The 19,687-nt window shown below is 44.6% G+C and carries 13 protein-coding genes and 3 pseudogenes; 9 read left to right on the plus strand and 7 right to left on the minus strand.

The features are described 5' to 3' along the window. Positions 1–18 precede the first annotated feature (18 nt). The 3 genes and pseudogenes from N39L_RS12325 to N39L_RS12335 all read left to right on the plus strand — a co-directional run bounded on the left by N39L_RS12325 (position 19) and on the right by N39L_RS12335 (position 1,590). Positions 19–241 (plus strand): annotated as a pseudogene (locus N39L_RS12325) (HNH endonuclease). After that, a complete protein-coding gene (locus N39L_RS12330) occupies positions 201–431 on the plus strand; it encodes a reverse transcriptase domain-containing protein (protein WP_014274255.1) in 231 nt (76 codons plus the stop codon). The pseudogene N39L_RS12325 and the gene N39L_RS12330 overlap by 41 nt, the downstream one beginning before the upstream one ends. Continuing rightward, the gene (locus N39L_RS12335; RefSeq protein ID WP_014275365.1) at positions 421–1,590 is read left to right on the plus strand and encodes a group II intron reverse transcriptase; all 1,170 of its coding nucleotides are present in this window, start codon (positions 421–423) and stop codon (positions 1,588–1,590) included. Before N39L_RS12330 ends, N39L_RS12335 begins: the two co-directional genes overlap by 11 nt. Positions 1,591–1,747: 157 nt before the next feature. Here the strand turns inward: N39L_RS12335 and N39L_RS12340 are convergent, their stop codons facing one another. Then, entirely contained in the window at positions 1,748–1,936 is a 189-nt protein-coding gene (locus tag N39L_RS12340; RefSeq protein WP_158307550.1) for a hypothetical protein, read from the minus strand. Between the two features lie 1,592 nt (positions 1,937–3,528). On the opposite strand from N39L_RS12340, the pseudogene N39L_RS12345 reads away from it, so the two are divergent. Beyond that, positions 3,529–4,406, plus strand: a pseudogene (locus N39L_RS12345) (IS630 family transposase). Between the two features lie 824 nt (positions 4,407–5,230). After that, positions 5,231–5,524: pseudogene (locus N39L_RS12350) on the plus strand (response regulator); the annotation flags it as partial. Here the strand turns inward: N39L_RS12350 and N39L_RS12355 are convergent. From N39L_RS12355 to N39L_RS12365, 3 genes are all read right to left on the minus strand, one after another. Further along, complete coding sequence (locus N39L_RS12355; RefSeq protein ID WP_043468251.1) at positions 5,514–9,656, minus strand: diguanylate cyclase; 4,143 nt, start codon at positions 9,654–9,656, stop codon at positions 5,514–5,516. The pseudogene N39L_RS12350 and the gene N39L_RS12355 sit on opposite strands and share 11 nt — an antisense overlap. A 144-nt stretch (positions 9,657–9,800) precedes the next feature. Further along, positions 9,801–10,742, minus strand: a complete 942-nt coding sequence (locus tag N39L_RS12360) for a lysylphosphatidylglycerol synthase domain-containing protein (RefSeq protein ID WP_014275373.1) — start codon at positions 10,740–10,742, stop codon at positions 9,801–9,803. Further along, positions 10,739–11,518 (minus strand): C40 family peptidase, encoded by a 780-nt coding sequence (locus tag N39L_RS12365; protein WP_014275374.1) that lies wholly within the window; start codon positions 11,516–11,518, stop codon positions 10,739–10,741. Before N39L_RS12365 ends, N39L_RS12360 begins: the two co-directional genes overlap by 4 nt. A gap of 34 nt (positions 11,519–11,552) precedes the next feature. On the opposite strand from N39L_RS12365, the gene N39L_RS12370 reads away from it, so the two are divergent. Further along, positions 11,553–12,512 (plus strand): serine hydrolase, encoded by a 960-nt coding sequence (locus N39L_RS12370; protein ID WP_014275375.1) that lies wholly within the window; start codon positions 11,553–11,555, stop codon positions 12,510–12,512. Positions 12,513–13,286: 774 nt separating this feature from the next. Here the strand turns inward: N39L_RS12370 and N39L_RS12375 are convergent. Further along, positions 13,287–13,505, minus strand: a complete 219-nt coding sequence (locus tag N39L_RS12375) for a hypothetical protein (protein WP_148261850.1) — start codon at positions 13,503–13,505, stop codon at positions 13,287–13,289. A 1,054-nt stretch (positions 13,506–14,559) separates the two neighbouring features. Between N39L_RS12375 and N39L_RS12380 the strand changes: the two genes are divergently transcribed. The 3 genes from N39L_RS12380 to N39L_RS12390 all read left to right on the plus strand — a co-directional run bounded on the left by N39L_RS12380 (position 14,560) and on the right by N39L_RS12390 (position 18,451). Continuing rightward, complete coding sequence (locus tag N39L_RS12380) at positions 14,560–15,141, plus strand: REP-associated tyrosine transposase (protein WP_006618070.1); 582 nt, start codon at positions 14,560–14,562, stop codon at positions 15,139–15,141. 223 nt (positions 15,142–15,364) lie between these two features. After that, on the plus strand, positions 15,365–17,377 hold the full coding sequence (locus N39L_RS12385) for an FAD-dependent oxidoreductase (RefSeq protein ID WP_043468255.1): 2,013 nt from the start codon (positions 15,365–15,367) through the stop codon (positions 17,375–17,377). Between the two features lie 75 nt (positions 17,378–17,452). Next, positions 17,453–18,451 carry a homogentisate phytyltransferase gene (locus N39L_RS12390; RefSeq protein ID WP_006618068.1) on the plus strand — a complete coding sequence of 333 codons (999 nt, stop codon included), beginning with the start codon at positions 17,453–17,455 and terminating at the stop codon, positions 18,449–18,451. Here the strand turns inward: N39L_RS12390 and N39L_RS12395 are convergent. Further along, entirely contained in the window at positions 18,448–19,080 is a 633-nt protein-coding gene (locus tag N39L_RS12395) for a nucleoside triphosphate pyrophosphatase (RefSeq protein ID WP_006618067.1), read from the minus strand. The two genes, N39L_RS12390 and N39L_RS12395, sit on opposite strands and share 4 nt — an antisense overlap. A 13-nt stretch (positions 19,081–19,093) precedes the next feature. Then, on the minus strand, positions 19,094–19,636 hold the full coding sequence (psbP, locus tag N39L_RS12400; protein ID WP_006618066.1) for a photosystem II reaction center PsbP: 543 nt from the start codon (positions 19,634–19,636) through the stop codon (positions 19,094–19,096). Between the last annotated feature and the right edge of the window lie 51 nt (positions 19,637–19,687).

Genomic DNA, 19,687 nt, shown 5'->3' on the forward strand with positions numbered 1-19,687 from the left:
CGGGTTCCACGGTCAGCCATGCTTCCCAACAGTCAGCTTAATAAACCCGCCCCCCCAAGCGGGTCAAGGCAAGAAAACAGCCGGAGTTGATGGAGTAAGAGCAATCTCTTCAAGACAAAGGTTTGAGCTTGTTAAGAACATTAAGGGAAACCTCAAAGCAAAACCACTGCGACGGGTTTGGATTCCAAAACCTGGTAGGGATGAAAAAAGCTGGAATAGGAATACCCACAATCCAAGATAGAGCAAGGCAAGCCTTGGTTAAATCGGCTCTCGAACCTGAATGGGAATCGAGATTTGAAGGCACAAGCTATGGGTTCCGTCCAGGACGGTCAGCCCATGACGCAATTAGCAGAATTTATACTGCCATAAATCAAGGACAGTACTATGTTCTTGACGCGGATATAGCAAAATGCTCTTACCGTGAACCATGAATACCTACTGTCCAAAATTCATTGTCCAAGCCGCCTAAAAAGAGACCTGAAACAATGGCTCAAAGCGGGAGTGCTAGATAACGGTGTATTCGAGAATACAGAAGCAGGGACACCTCAAGGAGGGGTAATAAGTCCAATACTCGCCAACATCGCACTGTTGGGTATGATTAGGTTAATTGAAAAACTGTATCCTAGGAAATCAGACAATCGCCCTTTTGCGAGAGTCATAAGATACGCTGATGATTTCGTGGTCATCTCAAAAGACTTAGAAATCATTGAACAGTGCCAAACTGCTATTTCCAAATGGCTAAAGCCTATTGGATTAGAGATTAAACCTGAAAAAACTCGAATCTGCCACACGCTCAATCACATTGAGTATAACGGCAAAGCAGAGGAACCCGGATTTGATTTCTTAGGTTTCAATATTAGGCAATATCCTGTAGGAAAATATAAAACTGGGAAAACTCCACATGGAAAACCATTAGGACACAAAACTCACATAAAACCCAGCCATAAAGCAGTTAAAGCCCATACAGAAGTGATTAAAGGTGTAATCAAACAACATAAGACAGCACCCCAATCAACCCTGATTAGTAGACTAAACCCAATCATAAGAGGATGGGCAAACTATTATTCAGCGGTAGTCTCAAAAGAGACCTTCACTAAGCTAGACAAAATAATCTGGCAAATGTTACGGGCATGGACAGCATCAAGATGCGGAAAGGCAAGTTACGAAAAGCTAAGTAATTATTTCAGACATGGAACAATTAAACTTAGCAATGGGAAAGAAAGACACGAAAATTGGCTATTCCAAACCAAAGATGGGATACATCTATTCAAACACAACTGGACTCCAATTGTCAGACACACCCTAATACGCCCCGACGCAACACTTTATGACGGAAATTGGACTTACTGGGCAACCAGGAAAGGACAAGCAATCGACACGCCAATTAGGGTAGCAAAACTACTCAAAAAACCAAAAGGTAGATGTACCTGGTGTGGGCAATTCTTTACCCCATCAGATTTAATTGAAGTAGACCACATTGTACCTAGAAGCCAAGGCGGAAAGGATGACTACAAGAATCTTCAATTATTACACCGACATTGTCACGACGATAAAACAGCTCTTGATGAAGAGATGATGCTGTACTCTTAACAAGGAGACGGTCAAACTAGGAGCCGTATGAGGTGAAAGTCTCATGTACGGTTCTGCTGCTGAATGGGAGGGGTAGACCGTGAGGTCTATCTCGACCCCTAATAATTTTTAAATTATCTAAAAATCTCTCAGTTTCTGCTAGAGACATTGGTTCAGCTTAGATTCCAGTGACTATCGGAAATGCGATCGCGTAGCGTGTGCGTAGCACGTATCGCCTTACGGAAATGCGATCGCGTAGCGTGTGCGTAGCACGTATCGCCTTACCTTTAACCCAAGTAGGGGTCGAGAACGGAGTCGCCTCCATCCCCTCCCATTCAAAACCGTGCTTGCGAGTTTCCCAGCACACGGCTCCTGATGTAGATGCCCATTGTCATTGTCACAGAGTTACTACCCCCTGCTTTGTCCTTCTTTGTTCAGAGCTATATGCAGCACGTAGTCTTTCAACTCGCTCTCGCCGTAATACTCCTACTTATTACAGGATTTACATCTACACCGTGGCACGTCTGCTTATCCTTATTATTACATAAGGCATTTGCTTCTTGCAACATCTCTATCCCTCTAGGGGTAGGGGTCGAAAGGGAAGTCGCCTTCCCCAACTCCCATTCAAAACCGTGCTTGATAGTTTCCCATCACACGGCTCCTGATGTGGATACCCTATTTGTCAAAGGAACAGAGTTACTACCCCCTGCTTTGTCCTTCTTTGTTCAGAGCTATATGCAACACGTAGTCTTTCAACTCGCTCTCGCCATTATACTCCTAATAATCGCAGTATCTATATCCACACCGTGACCTCTGGGCATATCCCAACCATTACAGTTGGGCATTGGCTTCTGGTCACATCCTTCACCCTCTAAGGGTAGGGGTCGAGAGTGAAGTCGCCTTCCCCAACTCCCATTCAAAACCGTGCTTGATAGTTTCCCATCACACGGCTCCTGATGTGGATACCCTATTTGTCAAAGGAACAGAGTTACTACCCCCTGCTTTGTCCTTCTTTGTTCAGAGCTATATGCAACACGTAGTCTTTCAACTCGCTCTCGCCATTATATTCCTAATAATCGCAGTATCTATATCCACACCGTGACCTCTGGGCATATCCCAACCATTACAGTTGGGCATTGGCTTTTGGTCACATCCTTCACCCTCTAAGGGTAGGGGTCGAGAGTGAAGTCACCTTCGCGAACTCCCATTCAAAACCGTGCTTGATAGCTTCCCATCACACGGCTCCTGATGTGGACACCCTATTGTTATAGGAATAGGGCTACTACCCCCTGCTTTCGCACTTCCTCCTTCAGAGCTGTATACAACCACGTAGTCTTTCAACTCGCTCTCGTCATAATACTCCTACTGGGCTTAGTATCTATATCCACACCGTGACCTGTGGGCATATCCCCACCATGACAATTGGGCTTTAACTTCTGGTCACATCCTTCACTCTCTAACCATGCGCTTACATTTTTCACTACTGCCTTGTGAATAGCATTACTCACTTGTTTATAGGCAGAGCATTAGAGGGGTTACAACGTTCCGTTTATACGGGCATTCCATCTTTAGATTTGTCCTGTCCACCGGGGTACTTTAAAGGTCTGTGTAGGTAGGTAAAGAAGCCTCCTACTTTTCCCCTTGTTCTTTTGAACGTAGCGTGTCAACCTATTTCGCTACTAGAGAGTTACGATGGTTCAAGCCAGACATTCGGTTTCCCTAATCATGGATGGTTGGCAGTGGTCGCGTCTTGGTAGTAGGTTCTACCTCACGCCTTCCGTTCCCCGCTTCAATCTGACGGGTTATGATTCCTCAAACTGGGGGTGGCTATCGCCGTTACTCTCTACTCATTGTTATGATGGGGTCATAACTTCCCATTCAAAACAGTTTTTTTTATAGCACCAGACAGGAAAGTTAGGACGTATAATGGAGAGGACGAGATGACTAAGAAGACCAAAAATGCCAGCCCCCTATAGTTACGACCTCAGACAAAAAGTTATTGATGCAATTGAACTAGACGGTATGCCCAAAACAGAAGCCAGTCAAGTTTTCCATGTCAGCCGGAACACCATTAATCTCTGGCTGCAAAGAAAAGCACAGACCGGAGACTTCCTCCCTAAACCTAATCACCGACCTGGCAATAACCACAAAATTACCGACTGGCAAAAATTCAAGGCTTTTGCCCAAGAGCATGGCGATCAAACCTCCGCTCCAATGGCTGAACTTTGGGATGACGACATCTCTCCTGGCACCATATCCAGAGCCTTGAAGAAAATTGGCTTCACCGGAAAAAAAAACTTACGGCTACCAAGAACGTGATCAGCAACAGCGAGAGGAGTTTATTGCTCAGATTGAACATATGGAGCCACAAGAAGTGGTCTACCTCGATGAAGCTGGCATGAATAGTCAAGACTCGGATTATCCTTATGGTTACTGCCAGGAAGGACAACGCTTCGATGCCCTCAAATCAGGGAAGAGGCAGGGCAGGGTGAGCTATATGGCCCCATGGTGTCATCAACAACTCTTAGCCCCCGATCGCTTTGAGGGTTGTTGTAATCGGACAGTGTTTGAGTTGTGGTTGGAGTTCATCTTAATTCCAACACTGAAGCCAGGTCAGACTCTAGTGCTAGACAATGCAACGTTTCATAAAGGGGGACGGATTCCTGAGCTAGTGGAGGCGGCTCAATGCCGTTTGCTCTATCTACCACCTTATTCGCCAGACCTCAACAAGATAGAGAAATGTTGGTCGTGGTTGAAAGCCCGCATTCGCCATTGCACGTGAGCAGTTTGATTCTCTCGATGATGCCATGGATTCCGTTATAAAAGCTGCGTCCTAACCACCTTGACCAATGCTATATGACCTTGAGTTCCCTGCCTTGTTTGGGGGTTCAATCCAAACGTTGGGACGTATAAACAGTTATGGAGAATGGTTCGAGGCTCCGACCTCTTATCCAGACTCGGGGCTGGCTTCCCCACTAGGAGGTGATTTCAGGCATAACAGCCTTATTTGGTCTCCTCAACATTTCGCACTCTCTACTCATTGTTATCATGGGGTCATAACTTCCGATTCAAAACAGTTTGTTTGATGACCTTGAGTTCCCTGCCTTGTTTGGGGGTTCAATCCAAACGTTGGGACGTATAAACAGTTATGGGGAATGGTTCGAGGCTCCGACCTCTTATCCAGACTCGGGGCTGGCTTCCCCACTAGGAGGTGATTTCAGGCATAACAGCCTTATTTGGTCTCCTCAACATTTCGCACTCTCTACTCATTGTTATCATGGGGTCATAACTTCCCATTCAAAACAGTTTGTTTTATGACCTTGAGTTCCCTGCCTTGTTTGGAGAGGTTGAGTTCCAAACGTCGGGACATATAAACAGTTATGGGGATGGTCAGAGACGAGCCTCTTATATCCAGACTCGGGGCTGGATTCCCCACAGGGTGGTTATTTCAGGCATCTCAGCCTTATTTCATACCCGAATCGTCCGATACGAGGCAGCAAGACGTATAGCCTTACCTTTCCACCCCATGAAGGGAAAGCCATCGCTTAATCCAAAGATTGGCTGACTGTTCTCAAACAGGGGAAACAACAACCCAACAACAAACCGCCCACCCTGTAGGGGCGGGTGCTGAGATACGCCGCGCAAAAAACCAGCCAACTTTTTCTGTGATATTGAAATGCCTCGTATGGACGGCTTGGAACTTCTCTCCGGAATGCAGAAAGACCCACAACTCGAAGGTCTACCTATTGCTATGTTAACTTCTAGGGGGGGGGCTGACAGACACCGCCAGATGGCTTATCAATTAGGCGCGAGAGGCTATTTTACTAAGCCTGCGCCTGTACGATGAACTGGAGCCGCGGGGCGAATGTTACGCGCGTACTTTGTGGGAAACCGGCGATCGCTAAAGCATAATTTAGGGGCGGGTTGCCGTAAGTTTCTCATGATTATGGAATAATCACAACCCGGTTGCGTCCGTCTGCTTTGGCGCGGTAGAGAGCAGCATCAGCCGCCTGGATTAGGTCTATACCTATACTACCATGCTTGGGAAAGGCTGCCACACCGAAGGAGGCGGTGATACTGCCTAAATGTTGACCACCACTGGCTACTACAAGGGAGGCGATCGCCTCTCTAATTTGTTCAGCCCTCATGGAAGTATTTTCTAGGGAAGACCCCGGCAAAATTAGGGTCATTTCTTCACCCCCATAGCGACAAGCAACATCATATTCTCGCACCTTCTGTTTCAGCAGTTCTCCCACTTTTTGTAATACATAATCCCCCGCATCATGACCGAATGTATCATTAAAATGCTTAAAATTGTCTATATCCATCATGATGACCCCAATGGGGTGCTTTTGCCGTTGGGCTCGGGCTATTTCCTGACTCAAATATTCCTCTAAATAGCGACGATTAAAAAGTCCGGTGAGAGGGTCACGGATGCTCTGATGTTCCAGAGTGGCGCGGAGGTTTAAATTGGCGATCGCCATCCCTATCTGTTCCGCCACCGTACTCGCCGCCTGCTGTTTTGCCTCAGATAAAGCCGTCGCCGAATCTGTACTTAGATAAAACAAACCCAAAGTCTCTCCCTGAGCCATCATCGGAACACACAATGTGCAAGAGAGGGTAGAACTTACCTGAATATGTCGGCAAGAAATACCCCCTTTTTCATGATTACATAAATGTACCCTTCCCCGGCGCAAAGCCCAACAATCTTTCGGCACAAAAACCGAGACTGAGGTGCATTCTTTTCCCCAAGAAGAAATCATTTCCAGCGAGTCCCGGGAAGCCGCCATCAAAAAAATTCCGCCAGCACATTCTGGGAAAAGGGGTTCTAGCAAATAGCTAATCGCTTCACAGGCTTCTTGTACAGTCAAAGCCGCCTGCATAAAGTCGCTAATTTCACTCAAAAGCAACATTTCTGCATGGCGTTGATCTAGTTCATTGATCCGATTATTCAATTGTTCGTTTGCTAGACTTAGGGCTTTTTCCGATTGTTTAATTCCGGTGATATCACGGAAAGTCACCGCGAAACCATCCCCTAATTTGACCGAAATATTTTCAAACCAAAAGTCAATGCCATACTGGTTATAATAAAACTCTTTTTTCACGGATTTTTCCGATTCTACCACTTCCACATAGTGTTCAAATAAGCCACTTTCTTGATACTCTGGCAATTCCTCCAGTAACCTTTTCCCAATTAACTCATCTGCTGATTTACCGACTACTTTACCAGCGCTAGGATTCACCAATAACCATTCAAAATCAATAATCTTACCCTGTTCATTCCGAACCGAACGAAACGCCATAATCCCATATTCGGAACTATTCAGAATCCCACTAAGCTGCATTTCCGAAGTTTTTAAGGCTTCTTGAATACTCACCAGTTGACTAATATCAGTTAATAAGCTAATAGCCCCCACAAAGTTACCTTGGTTATCTAACTGATGCGTAGTAGAAACGATCGCCCACAAAGCCGTCCCATCTCGGCGTTGAAATTTACAGGTATGCTGTTCCTGGATACCTTGCTTTCTCCTTTCGAGGTAGTTTTGGGTTTGAAGTTGCTCTGAGGAGTTCAAGAAGTCTATCAACCCCATACCTATCATTTCCGATGGAGTATAACCCAGCATATCTGCCATTCGTTGATTCACAAAGGTAGTTTTAGCATCCCCATCAATTATCCATACCCCCTCTAGGGTAGTTTCAATAATGCGGCGATAACGCGCCTCGCTTTCTTGTAGTGCAATTTCCGACTTTTTGCGATCGCTAATATCAATATGACAGCCTACCATCCTCATAGCATTACCATCATCGTCCCACTCAATCACCTGTCCAGAACACACCACCCAAACCGTCGAACCATTTTTGTGGCGATATCGAACTTCGTTGTAGTAGGGGATTTTACCACGACTTTTTATATGTTTTTCAAAACAGTCTAATACTCCCGGCAAATCTTCTGGAAAAAGCAGGTTTTGCCAACTTTCGGGGGAGTTGGGCAGTTCGTGATCCTCATAGCCAAACATACGCTTAAAGCCCGGACTAAGGTATTCTGTATTGCCGGAAATATCCCAATCCCAATATCCGGCTAGGATGATATCTAAAATATTATCTAATAGTTTCACTTCTCGGCTAATAGATTCAGCCTGTTGTCGCATATCTTCCGCGCGGATATGTTCCTGTTCTAATTTTTTTTGTAGGGTGATATCTTGGATAGTTCCATCAGAACAAATTGGCTGATTATTCTCGTCATAAAGGGTATCGCAATATTCTTGTGCATACTTAATTCTACCATCATTTAGTAAAATGCGGTAACTAATACTATAGGACTGGCGATCGCATAGATGTTGGTTATACATATCATTTACTAAATCGCGATCTTCTGGATGTACAAAGCTGAGAAATTCATCGTGGGTATAGCTAAAATTTTCTGGTTCAATTTCAAAGAACGCAAACACCTCGTCTGACCATAATAATCTCTGGGTTTTGTGATCAAGTTGCCAAGTACCAAGTCCCGCTATTTTTTGGGCTTTCCGCAGTTTCGTTTCCGTGGTTCTTAATTCTGCCTCTATCCGGGTTTTTTCCTGTAATTCAATCTGTAACTGTTGATGGTTAGTGGCTTGTTGAAGCTCGATAGCTAATTGTACAGATAAGGCTCGTAGTAGTTCGATTTCTTCGGCTTTCCATTGCCGTGGATGTTCACTTTCAGTTACATTAAGCAGCCCCCAAAGTTGTTCACCACACAGCAGAGGTAGTATAATTTTAGCGCGGGTATGAAGCCGGATCAGCATCTCTCGGTGACAGTCCGTCATTTCTGTAGTATAAATATCCGAAACTACCCTAATCTTTCCTTGGCGATAAATCTCCGCCTGGCTTTGCTTAAAACAGGTATCTGCGATGCGTTCTCCTATCAAAGAAACCGGCGAATTAGTAGACTCTGCTACCACTACCGTTTCCCAATCATCGCCAAACCGCCAAATATTAACGCGATCGCATTTTAGCACCTGTCGCACTTCCTCAACCGTAGTATCTAAAATCGTCTGTAAATCTAGGGAGGAGCGAATTTTAGTAGCCAATTCTGAGATTAACTTTTCCCCTTCAGCCCGCTTCCTTAATTCAGCAGTCCGCTGTTTAACCTGTGATTCTAATTCAGCCGCCCGATTTTCTAGGAGTTTGAATTTTTCCGATTCTAGCCGCGAGACTTTCTCCTCTAGCACCTCCGCCAATTTGTATAATTCCAACGGATTAAAACATTGCAGTAAACTGGTTTGCGTGACAATTCCTAATAGTTCCCCCCTTTCTCCCGTGACTATCCCCCGGCCGATTCGGCGTTGTTCCATTAGTTGCTGAACTTCCCATAAATTCTCCTTTGGTCTAATGGTAAATAAAGGGGAACTCATCATATTGGCAGCCCGGATATTTTCCCAGTTTAAACCCAAGGATTGAAACTGCAATAAATCTCTCTCCGTCAAAATTCCGAGGGGAATTTGCATAGCATGATCAGCATCACCCTGAGTTTCCACAATGACCACACAACTAACCCGTCTTTCCGACATTAAGCGGGCTATTTCTAACATGGTCTGATCACAGTTAGCAGATACAACATTGCGGGTCATGACTTCCGAGACTAACCGCAACCGCAATAAGTCAATGGGGCGCATCAATTTTCGCAGACTCTGATGGGTAACCAATCCCACTAAGCGATCGCTATCATCAACTATAGGTAAATGTCGAATCCGGTGCTTTTGTAGTAAGTTAATGATAGTGAGTGAATCCGTAAGTTCTGATTCCCGTAAAGTAATGACAGATGGAGTCATTACCTCCTCAATTAGTAACTGTCCCAGATTTTGCTGTTGAGCAGCTAGACCCACAATATCGCGCTGTGTAAGGATACCAACCACCATTAGGTCTTGCAACACTATCACACAGGTTGATCGGGCTTCTAGGTCCGGTTCTGACTCGGATATTGATATATTATCAGTCATCTGACACTGAAGGCGGACACCACTCATAAAGGCGATCGCTTCCATGACAGTTAAATCACCTGATACTATCAAAGGATCTCGAATTATGGCTGATTTTACTTCTGGTTGCATAGCTGATATCAATAAAATTTCACTGGTGAATATATTTTTATCTAATCAAGACACAAACCTGACGAGAGTTGGGCTTATCCGATTATATAATATTTAGGGGTAGATTGCCATCAGCATTTATAAGCAACCCATAACCAGAGCAATTTACCTTGAGTTTCTAGCTTTTTCATCCCCAGCCGCCCAAGCCGCCGCCGCTGTTTCCGCCGTAATACTAACTACCCTATAAAAGGCGATCGTCCCCAATAAAATACCTGGTGCAATTGAAGATTCTAATAATCCTAAAACCGTAGCTTCAAACACTCCCAAACCTCCGGGAGCCCCCGGAACCACCAACCCCAATAACCAGGCCAAACTAAAAGCACCAAAAACCCTCGGCACTTCCAGCCAATTAAAATAACCCATAGCCAGCAGAGTTAGAATAAACCCAATTCCCCGTAATCCCACAAATACCAACTCTCCTAAAAACGGCTTAATCGGATAGCGTTGTAGTTGTATAGTATCCGTGTATTTATCTTTAAAATCACTAAAATTTTCCGACCTTAATTTAACTCTACCCAACCACCCTAAAACCGGATTTAAAAGCCGAGGATGAACAGCAGCCAAAACCACAATTAAACATAAAATCTGCAACCATAAATGAGCAGATTCGAGAGTGATTAAAGCTATAAACAAAGCTGCTGCCGCCATCAATAAAGGCTCCAACAAAACACTTAAAGTAGCTATACCTAAAGCTATTCCCGCATTTTTAGTAGCTACAATACGCCCATAAAAATGCCAAATATTACCAGGAATATACTTAGCGATGTTAGTCTTTAAATAAATCTGGATACCCCGGCGAAAATCAATCCCTTTATCCCCCCCATATTTCAACTCTGTTAAAATCCATAACCACACCCAGGCAGACCATATATGAGCCAGAAAAGTGACCACCCAAGCCACAGCTAAATATCCCCAACTTTTGCCAGTAATTTGCAGTGCTGCCACCTCTCGCCAGTGGTTTTTAATAGCCGTAGCCAGGAAAAATAAAGTAATGCCCAAAATCAGCCAACGTAACCAAGGTTTACACCGAGATATATAGGATTTCAAAACTTAACCCTCAGTCGATTAAACCTGCCAAAAGCATCAAAAGGATAGCTAGAGACTACCCGACCGGCACCGATAAAATGTTCCGCATAATATTTACTAACGGGATTATTGGCGTGCCACAAATCATCATAACCAATACCATTATTACCATGTTCTGGCCCCGAACTATGTATATATTTACCATCACCCAAATAAAGGCCGACATGAGTAGTTTTAGATGATGTCCCAAAAAAAACTAAATCCCCTGGCTTCATTTCCCAGATAACTGGTGGTATAGGTTGAACAAACCCCTGTTGTTGATAAGCGTCTCGCGGTAGCCAAATACCCTGCCCAGAAAAAGCAGCTTGTATCAAACCCGAACAATCATAATTTGGCCCTAGCGTCCCTCCCCATAGGTAAGTATTACCAATTTTGGCAGCTTCGTGACAAAATGCGATCGCCTTATTTATACCCTGGTTAATCTTTTGGGGTGATATAATTGTCCGGGGTAATGGTGATGGTGACTTTAGCAAATGTTCAACATCCCCCGCCGCCAACCAACCTGGGTAATCATCCTCCCACAGTTGCACAGGTATAGCTAACATATCCTCAGCGGTGTTAACCTCAAATAGGCGCAGGTGTCGTCCAGTCGCCGCCTGAGTTGCCAGAGTCCTACACTCAGGAGAATCATAAATATTCAGATCACCTTGGCATTTATACTCAACTGGGAGTAGCTTTAATGGCACTGTATTAGGGGAAAGCTGCCCCAAAATATCCGATAATCCGTCAATGACCATATTTGTCACCAATATTTAAAACTAATTTCCTGTTATGGCATTTTTCCATCCAGACCCAAAGATACAAACTCTTGGCACAGGTATTATAGAGGCAACCCGGAGTAAATTTCCAGCACTAAGCGCCAATCAAATAGCCATGACCTGGGTAATTTATGACCCCCCAGTTTCTGTAAATACCGGAGGCGCACTTACACCCGAAGAATTTTGGAAATATCCCGTTAGGGGGTTTGCATATCGGGGAATTGAACGCATTTATCCAGCCAGTGTAGTTAAATTATTTTACTTGGTCGCTGTATACGAGTGGGTGGAAAAGAGGATGTTGCAAATCTCTCCAGAGTTAGAACGTGCCATTAAAGACATGATTGCACATTCTAGCAATGATGCTACCAGTTTAGTCGTGGATGTGTTAACTGGAACCACCAGCGGCCCCGAATTATCACCTGGTCCCTTCGAGACTTGGAAATATCAACGAAATATCATTAATCGCTATTTTCAATCCCTGAATTGGCCGGAACTTGAATCAATTAATGTTAACCAAAAAACCTGGGGTGATGGTGCTTATGGTAGAGAAAGGGCTTTTTTAGGGGAACTGATGGAAAACCGTAATATGCTGACAACTAATGCCACCGCTAGGCTAATACATAGCATTGTCGGAGGCGTAGCAGCATCTTCGGAAGCATCTCAAACAATGATGCAATTGATGCACAGAAATCTTGACCCGGTAGCCTTAGCAGAAGACCCCGAAAATCAGGTTACGGAATTTTTCGGGGAGGGACTACCTGAGAATGCTAAGTTATGGTCAAAAGCCGGCTGGACTTCTCAAGTTAGACATGATGCAGCTTATATTGAAATTCCCGATTTGCCACCTTATTTATTAGTAGTTTTTACCGAGGGCAAATCCCAAAGTAAAAACCCGGAGATTTTACCCTATATTTCTCAATTGGTGGTAGCTGCTATGAGAGACAGTATAGGCGACTTCCTACCGCCAGCCTGAATTTAACCATAGGGTGCGTCAAACCCACCAGTGGTGCGTCAGGCCTCAACATCTCAGGTTAAAATTATGATTTATCTATCTGACGCACCCTACCTGACGTACCATTTCCCAAAGCACATCAAACCGTAGGGTGCGTCAGACCGGCAAATATTATCACCCAAAGGAAGCATATAGCCACCTGACGCACCATTTCCCACAGCACATCAAACCGTAGGGTGCGTCAGACCGGCAAATATTATCACCCAAAGGAAGCATATAGCCACCTGACGCACCATTTCCCACAGCACATCAAACCGTAGGGTGCGTCAGACCGGCAAATATTATCACCCAAAGGAAGCATATAGCCACCTGACGCACCATTTCCCACAGCACATCAAACCGTAGGGTGCGTCAGACCGGCAAATATTATCACCCAAAGGAAGCATATAGCCACCTGACGCACCATTTCCCAAAGCACATCAAACCGTAGGGTGCGTCAGACCGGCAAATATTATCACCCAAAGGAAGCATATAGCCACCTGACGCACCATTTCCCAAAGCATACCAAACCGTAGGGTGCGTCAGACCTCAACATCTCAGGTTAAAATCATGATTTATCTATCTGACGCACCCTACCTGACGCACCATTTCCCACAGCGTCAAACCCACCTCTGGTGCGTCAGACCTCAACATCTCAGGTGACAATCTATGATTTATCTATCTGACGCACCCTACCTGACGCACCATTTCCCAAAGCATACCAAACCGTAGGGTGCGTCAGACCGGCAAATATTATCACCCAAAGGAAGCATATAGCCACCTGACGCACCATTTCCCAAAGCATACCAAACCGTAGGGTGCGTCAGACCGGCAAATATTATCACCCAAAGGAAGCATATAGCCACCTGACGCACCATTTCCCAAAGCATACCAAACCGTAGGGTGCGTCAGACCGGCAAATATTATCACCCAAAGGAAGCATATAGCCACCTGACGCACCATTTCCCAAAGCATACCAAACCGTAGGGTGCGTCAGACCTCAACATCTCAGGTTAAAATTATGATTTATCTATCTGACGCACCCTACCTGACGCACCATTTCCCAAAGCATACCAAACCGTAGGGTGCGTCAGACCTCAACATCTCAGGTTAAAATTATGATTTATCTATCTGACGCACCTTACCTGACGCACCATTTCCCACAGCGTCAAACCCACCTCTGGTGCGTCAGACCTCAACATCTCAGGTGACAATCTATGATTTATCTATCTGACGCACCCTACCTGACGCACCATTTCCCAAAGCACATCAAACCGTAGGGTGCGTCAGACCTCAACATCTCAGGTGACAATCTATGATTTATCTATCTGACGCACCCTACCTGACGCACCATTTCCCAAAGCATACCAAACCGTAGGGTGCGTCAGACCGGCAAATATTATCACCCAAAGGAAGCATATAGCCACCTGACGCACCATTTCCCAAAGCATACCAAACCGTAGGGTGCGTCAGACCGGCAAATATTATCACCCAAAGGAAGCATATAGCCACCTGACGCACCATTTCCCAAAGCATACCAAACCGTAGGGTGCGTCAGACCTCAACATCTCAGGTTAAAATTATGATTTATCTATCTGACGCACCCTACCTGACGCACCATTTCCCACAGCGTCAAACCCACCTCTGGTGCGTCAGACCTCAACATCTCAGGTGACAATCTATGACTTATCTATCTGACGCACCCTACCCATCAGGTTAAAATTATGACTTATCTATCTGACGCACCCTACCCATCAGGTTAAAATTATGACTTATCTATCTGACGCACCCTACCCATCAGGTTAAAATTATGACTTATCTATCTGACGCACCCTACCCATCAGGTTAAAATTATGACTTATCTATCTGACGCACCCTACCCATCAGGTTAAAATTATGACTTATCTATCTGACGCACCCTACCCATCAGGTTAAAATTATGACTTATCTATCTGACGCACCCTACCCATCAGGTTAAAATTATGATTTATCTATCTGACGCATCCTAACTCTACACCCCAATCAAGCCATGTCTAATTATCGTCGATTATTTGTTCCAGGCGCAACCTACTTTTTTACCCAAGTCACCTATAAAAGGAACCCTTGGCTATGTACTGAAATTGGACGGGAAGGTTTACGAACAGGATTCCAAAGATTGCAAAAAATATATCCTTTTTCTTTAGATGCGATCGCTCTATTACCTGATCACTTTCATTGTATTTGGACACTACCAGAAGGTGATAAAAATTATCCGATGCGATGGCGATATTTAAAAAGTTTTGTGACGCGCAGCTGTAGCCATAAACTCAAACTAAGCACGGAAGTAACTCTCTCTCGTCACAAGCGGAAAGAGAGCAATTTATGGCAAAGGCGATATTGGGAGCATTTAATCAAAGACGAAGAAGATTTTGAGAATTGCTGTGATTACATTGATTATAATCCGGTCAAGCATGGTTTATGTGAATCTCCTAAATATTGGAAATTTTCTAGCTTTCATCGGTTGGTAAAACAAGGTGTATATTCGGTTGATTGGGGTGTCAATGAATTGATTAAGTTTTCAGGATATTTTGGTAAAATGTCAAATTTTGAAAATTGTGAGTCAGACCAATAGACAATATGAAAATGGTGCGTCAGACCTCAACATCTCAGGTGACAATTATGATTTATCTCTCTGACGCACCCTACCCACCAATCATGATTTATCTATAGGATGCACCTTACCCATTTTGGTCTGGGGAATATATAATGGTTGAAATTATCAATTTATCTGTCTGAGGTCTCCTACCAACTGACCCATCAACCCCAAATTAGCAAGTTCTCCATGGTAATATATGATGAAGATTATTAAAACTGCGTTTTATGTAAAAATTGCCCTAGGTATAGTGGCTTCCCTGTTCAGTCAGCAAGTAGCTGATGCGAGTTTACCCAGGACTACAGATACTCAAGAAACCTGTGATATTTTAGTGTTTGGTGGTGGACTAGCAGGCGCAGCCACAGCCTATGAAGCATTATTAGCAGGTCGGACAGTTTGCTTAACTGATATCACGGACTGGGTAGGGGGTCAAATTTCCTCCCAGGGAACCTCTGCTTTAGATGAAAGACAAACTCAAAGATCCTTATTATTTTTCCCGCGAGGATACCTAGAATTGCGCGATCGCATTAAAGAAAAATACGGCATCCTTAACCCTGGTGGTTGTTGGGTAAGCGAGTCTTGTTTCCGACCTTATAACGGTCACGCGATTTTATCATCAATGCTAGAAGATGCGGCAAAACAGGGAAAAGGGACTTTAAAATGGTTTCCTAATACTGTTCCTAAATATGTGGAAATAGCAGATCGAAAAATTCTCAGTGCGATCGCCATTCAACATCAAGCCGCCCCCGGTACACCCCCCCTAAATACCGAACCCCTATCCCAAATTATTGAAGATGCTTACACTTGGGAAGACTCACCCCGTCTCACCAAAACCATTATCGAATTTCTCCCCGCCAACACAGATAAACAAGCCGCTAACTGGTATGTGGTAGAAGCCACAGAAACCGGGGAAATTATCGGCATGACCAATATTCCCCACAACTTGGGTATAGACCCACGCAACCCCCTAGAACCCACCTCCTCCAGCGTCACCGGAGACCCCTATTGCACCCAGGGTTTCACCTATACTTTCGCCATGAAAGCCCTCGCCGAGCCAGAACCCATCGAAAAACCACCATTTTACGAACGCTATGCGCCCTACTACAGCTATGAATTGCAGCGATTAGCCAATTTTACCCTAGTGTTTACTTACCGTCGCATTCACACCGAAAACCCAGAAGGACCTTTTCACCCCGACCCACGCAGGTGGACCATTTATCCTGGGGATATCTCCATGCAAAACTGGACTTGGGGCAATGACTACCGCCCTGGAACCTCTCAGGACAATTTAATCCTAACTCCCCGACAACTAGCCGCCAGCGGGCAGCTAGAACCCGGAAATTGGATGGGCGGACTACGGGTGCAGTCCTTGCAATATGGCGAAGAAAATGCCAAGGGTTTCTTTTATTGGTTAGTGAAAGGGACTACTGATTCTCAATTGGGCGATGGTGTTAAAAATATCTACCCTAATCATCGATTTTTGAGAGGATTTGATCAGCCCATGGGAACCGCCCACGGACTCTCTAAGTTTCCCTATATGCGAGAGGCGCGCCGGATTATTGGTCGCCCTTCCTTCGGTCAACCTCAAGGGTTTATGATTTGGGAAACTGATATTTCTCGTAATGATTTTGCCGGGGATTTTTACCGGGAAAATCTCTCGGCTTCAGAATTTAGGGAGTTATGGATGGCTTTGGCGGGGTTGGAATTACCAGCTTTAGTCGCTAGAAATCAAACGGTTGAACAGACTTCCCGCAGAGGGAGATCTACCATTTATCCTGATACGGTGGGTATTGGACATTATGCGATCGATTTTCACCCCTGTATGACTTTAAGCCCCCACGAAACTCCGGGAAATACTGAAAGAGAGGGAGAACGTCTCGGACAAGGACAGGCTTACCCCTTCCAAATTCCTCTCCGGGCTATGATTCCCCAGGAAATTGATAATTTATTGGTGGTGGGTAAAAGTATTGCTACTAGCCATATTGCGGCGGCGGCTTACCGGGTGCATTCCTTTGAATGGTCTTCTGGTGCGGCGGCGGGAATGACGGCGGTTTTTGCTTTTGAAAATGATGTTTTTCCCTATCAATTAGTGGCGGATTTACCAAGGCGATCGCCTTTACTAGATGAGTTACAATGGTTCATCCAAGAAAATGGTAATCCTATCGCATTTCCCCGCACTTCTCTTTTTAACCGTTCTTGGGAAAATTGGAGATGATTTTTTACAGTAGGTTGAAGACCATGGACAATCTGACTCATTAACTCTATTGCATATTAACGATTTAACCCAATTATGAATCAGAATTCCTCGATCGCATTACCAAAAGTTACTGGGAACCCGGTTCAGAAAAATGCGCCTTGGCTGTATGCTTTCTGGAAATTTTCCCGACCTCATACCATTATCGGAACCAGTCTCAGTGTATTGGGGTTATTTACGATCGCATTTAGTGATCAACTTAATCCTACTACATGGGAAAACGCCCCTTTTCTCCCTACAAATTTAACCATCCTGCTGATTAGTTGGATAGCCTGTCTGTGTGGGAATATCTATATTGTCGGTCTTAATCAATTAGAAGATATCGAAATAGACGTAATTAATAAACCCGACTTACCTTTAGCTTCTGGGGTATATTCTCGCCGCCAGGGTCAAATTATCGTAGCCACTACAGGGATATTGGCGGTCATTTTAGCAGTGGTTGGGGGGCCTTTTTTAGCAGCTACTGTTGGCATTAGTTTAGTCCTCGGAACCGCCTATTCCCTCCCTCCCATACGCTTAAAAAGATTTCCCGTTTGGGCGGCATTATGTATATTTACAGTGCGGGGGGTGATTGTCAACCTGGGGCTATTTTGTCATTTTAGCCAACAGTTATCAACCCCCCAATTATGGAAAATTCCGGTGATACCCCCCAGCGTCTGGGTGTTAACCCTATTTATTTTGGTGTTTACGTTTGCGATTGCCATCTTTAAGGATATCCCCGATATTGAAGGCGATCGCCAATACCATATTACCACCTTTACCATCCGTCTGGGAACCGTAGCCGTATTTAATCTAGCTAGGGGAGTAATCACCATCTGTTATTTAGGAATGATGGCGGCGGCTTTCCTAATTTATGGGAGTTTAAACCCAGTATTTTTAGTGATAACTAATCTGATATTACTAAGTTTTATGTGGTGGAAAAGCACCAGTGTAGACCTAGGGGATAAACAGGCGATCGCCAATTTTTACCAACTCATTTGGAAACTGTTTTTTCTGGAATATATACTATTCCCCATCGCCTGTTTATTGGGTTAATTCCAAAAATTAGTGATTCCATACCCCAACTCTCGAAGCATCAACCGCAGCAGAGGTAAACTCAGACCAATCACATTAGTATGACAGCCATCTAACCTATCAACAAAAGCCCCCCCTTTCCCTTCAATAGCAAAACATCCCGCACAGTTTAAAGGTTCTCCGGTCTCCACATAAGACCGGATTTCCTCCTCATCAACAGTCGCAAAATGCACATCAGTTATGCGAGATAAAACCAAAAGTTTGGGTTTATTCAAATCCAGCAAAGCATGACCAGTATAAAGCTGTCCCACATGACCACTGAGATTTTGCCAACGGGCGATCGCTTCCGCTTTATCAGCCGGTTTACCGTAAATTTCACCCCCCATCACCAACACCGAATCACAGCCCAAAATTAGCGCATTTTTACCGTTGTCTAAATAGCTAGGGGGATGGTCTTTTAACCGTCTCCCCACAGCTTCCGCTTTGGCTTGAGCGAGTTGTTCTACCAATGCAGTCGGATCATCAATCTGAATGCTAGACTCATCAAAATCACTCTTAATTACTACTGGATCAATTCCCACAGTTTTTAAGAGTCTATATCTGGCTGGGGAAGCAGAAGCCAGGACAAAAGTGATAGCTGAGTCCGCCATATCAGAATCTCCGTTAATAAACAGTAAACGATCGCACCACTTGTTCTAACAGAGTTTTGCTTTTTTGCCAACGCTGTTCACTGGTGGATATATTCAAAGTAAACAACTTACCCCGACTGATAGCAATACTAGCGAAATCATGCCGTTTTTGCTGATTAGGAAGAGTGACAGCATATTCGAGTAAATAGTAAGTATTATTGGTGGATTCTCTTTTCCCAGCATTCAACAACTCTGCTGTCCGACCGGACCCCTCTGGGGCGATCGCATTTTTACTGAGGGTATATCCCACCTCTGTGGGAGTGCCAATTTCCTCTAAACTATCACCCCTAGTCACAGAACTAATCACCACACTAACATTTTCGGTGGAGTCGATCATATCGTGAAAAACCACATCCGGTCCATTAGAGACCCTCACCTCTACCCAACCGTTAGGGTAAAGAAACTCATAGCCATCTGCTGTGTCCACAAAACTTTTTAGACCTCCCCCGGTGGCTACACATCCCCCCAGGGTGAGACTAACAACAACTAGGATAATTGATGCAATTCGTTTGAACATTGAAACACATTTCCATTACTGCAAAATCGATGCTTGATCGAGTCTCGATAG

It is taken from the genome of Limnospira platensis NIES-39 (assembly GCF_026000695.1).
GTDB classification, from domain to species: Bacteria; Cyanobacteriota; Cyanobacteriia; order Cyanobacteriales; family Microcoleaceae; genus Limnospira; species Limnospira platensis.

Bases quoted from the DNA above. Each gene is read 5' to 3' on its own strand.
- N39L_RS12380 (WP_006618070.1), top strand. From the start codon at position 14,560: ATGTCTAATTATCGTCGATTATTTGTTCCAGGCGCAACCTACTTTTTT.
- N39L_RS12355 (WP_043468251.1), bottom strand. From the start codon at position 9,656: ATGCAACCAGAAGTAAAATCAGCCATAATTCGAGATCCTTTGATAGTA.
- N39L_RS12390 (WP_006618068.1), top strand. From the start codon at position 17,453: ATGAATCAGAATTCCTCGATCGCATTACCAAAAGTTACTGGGAACCCG.
- N39L_RS12365 (WP_014275374.1), bottom strand. From the start codon at position 11,518: ATGGTCATTGACGGATTATCGGATATTTTGGGGCAGCTTTCCCCTAAT.
- N39L_RS12395 (WP_006618067.1), bottom strand. From the start codon at position 19,080: ATGGCGGACTCAGCTATCACTTTTGTCCTGGCTTCTGCTTCCCCAGCC.
- N39L_RS12370 (WP_014275375.1), top strand. From the start codon at position 11,553: ATGGCATTTTTCCATCCAGACCCAAAGATACAAACTCTTGGCACAGGT.
- N39L_RS12375 (WP_148261850.1), bottom strand. From the start codon at position 13,505: ATGCTTTGGGAAATGGTGCGTCAGGTGGCTATATGCTTCCTTTGGGTG.
- N39L_RS12330 (WP_014274255.1), top strand. From the start codon at position 201: ATGAAAAAAGCTGGAATAGGAATACCCACAATCCAAGATAGAGCAAGG.
- psbP (WP_006618066.1), bottom strand. From the start codon at position 19,636: ATGTTCAAACGAATTGCATCAATTATCCTAGTTGTTGTTAGTCTCACC.
- N39L_RS12385 (WP_043468255.1), top strand. From the start codon at position 15,365: ATGAAGATTATTAAAACTGCGTTTTATGTAAAAATTGCCCTAGGTATA.